General features: G+C 40.6%; 1 protein-coding gene and 1 pseudogene. Both read right to left on the bottom strand.

Annotation, left to right across the window (positions count from 1 at the left end; genetic code table 11):
* A pseudogene (locus K8089_RS16030) lies at nt 1–977 on the bottom strand (hypothetical protein); the annotation flags it as partial.
* 150 nt (nt 978–1,127) lie between these two features.
* A partial coding sequence (locus K8089_RS16025; RefSeq protein WP_237604300.1) for a T9SS type A sorting domain-containing protein occupies nt 1,128–1,405 on the bottom strand: 278 nt, incomplete at its 5' end.

Below are 1,405 nucleotides of genomic sequence, written 5' to 3'. Positions count from 1 at the left end.
GTTACGTCGTTTGCAGTCATAAATGCAGATGCCGAAGAGCAGTTAAAGCCATTTTCGAAAGTACCATCGTTAGGATTCTCTTCTTGGCAAGCTCCACCGCCACCGCCAATTGGGTCACCGTAAACTTGGAACGGCATACCTTGTGGTGTTCCTGATCCACCATCGAGAGCGGGGCCATATACGCCAGCTAAGTTTTGAAGTGCATTACCAGTTGTTGGGTCTCCTGTAATTACAATAGGTGGAGCCCAAGGGCCAGAAGCACCAGTACCACCAAAACTGTATTCAATCCAATAAGTACCTGCGGTAAGTGAAAGTCCAGCTGTGTTTGCTTTAACTTGTTGAATTTCTCTTGAAGTATCACCAGGAGCACTTTCCAATTGTCTGAAAGCACCAGAAGTAATAGTATTGTCAAGGATATTGGTTGTAAGATCACCCCAAATAACCGAAGCTCCTCCTCCACTCGGGTCACCATCCCAAACTTGTAAATAAACAGCATCTATTGTTGGAGGTGCTGAACCTGTTTGGTATGCATAAACATCTATTGAAGTAATATCAAAATCTCCAGTTAACACCATGTCGTCAGCCATGCTATTAGAACTTGAAAATTGCGATCCAAACCCATAAGTTGACATCCCTAAAGAAGCGTCTTGTAACATACTAACTGGTGGTGGTCCAGGAAGATTATATACCAAGCCATTGTCATAAACCAATGCAGCAGTCGCGTTGTTCCCTGGATCACCGTAAGTGCCTGTAAAAGGAATACGTTGATTAGGATCAAAAGTTGTAGTACTCATTCCAGCCACAGTTTCGGCCATAGGAACTGCATTTGTATTATTAAAATACGCAGCAGGTGCCGGGGCTGTACGCTCAGGACTGTTGGTCACGTTTGGCAAATCCGCAATACTTGGCGAATTTTGTGCACTCATAAACCCAGAAAAGGCTATCAGGCACGATAAAAGTAGTGTAGTTTTTTTCATAATTATTTGAATGATTTAGTTAAACTGGATTAAAAATATAGAAAAAAAGCTATATAACAAAACTATTTCAACTAATTAAATAATCTTAAAAATAAAAAAAACCACCCGCAAATAACGGGTGGTTCATTTTATATACTAAATGTTCGGAAATTAGTCCTTCAACACTTTGTATGTTCCGGTTTCTCCGTTTATGGTAACCTTCATTAAATAGGTTCCTGTACTAAGTCCAGAAATGTCTATTTGTGATGATGTAGCATCAACACGATTGTCAATCACCACTTGGCCTAATAGGTTGTACAACGATACGTGATCTATGTTGTCAACACTCTTTAGATTAACAATACCTTCGGTTGGGTTCGGGTAATAGCTGAAACCAACTATATCATTATCCGAAACGCCAAGGTTTGTACCATCTATCGTGATGTCTG

It is taken from the genome of Aequorivita vitellina, from assembly GCF_022008365.1.
In the GTDB taxonomy this organism is placed as follows: Bacteria; Bacteroidota; Bacteroidia; order Flavobacteriales; family Flavobacteriaceae; genus Aequorivita; species Aequorivita vitellina.
The sequence above is the reverse complement of the archived record's forward strand: the minus strand, read 5'-3'. Positions and strand labels throughout refer to the sequence as shown.